This window comes from Achromobacter sp. GbtcB20 (assembly GCF_019091095.1).
In the GTDB taxonomy this organism is placed as follows: Bacteria; Pseudomonadota; Gammaproteobacteria; order Burkholderiales; family Burkholderiaceae_B; genus Achromobacter; species Achromobacter mucicolens.
Window position 1 is genome coordinate 1 of the sequence record NZ_JAGXJZ010000698.1, and the last position, 253, is coordinate 253.

The window sequence follows — 253 nt, forward strand, 5'->3', positions numbered from 1 at the left end:
GCGCTGTCGCTGCGTTTCCACCTGAACCGCCAGACCGGCGGCATGACGCGCGATATCGAACGCGGCACGCGCGGCGTGAATTCGCTGATCTCGTACTCCTTGTTTAACGTCTTGCCGACCCTGGTCGAGATCACGCTGGTGCTCGGCTACCTGGTGTTCAACTACGACATCTGGTTCTCCATCATCACCGCCGGCGCGCTGGTCACCTACATCACCTTCACCGTCGTCGTCACCGAATGGCGGACCCACTTCC

The 253-nt window shown here is 61.3% G+C and carries 1 protein-coding gene; it reads left to right on the forward strand.

Annotated features, from left to right (window positions below):
* A partial coding sequence (locus KVT32_RS30785; RefSeq protein ID WP_371825650.1) for an ABC transporter transmembrane domain-containing protein occupies positions 1-253 on the forward strand: 253 nt, incomplete at both ends.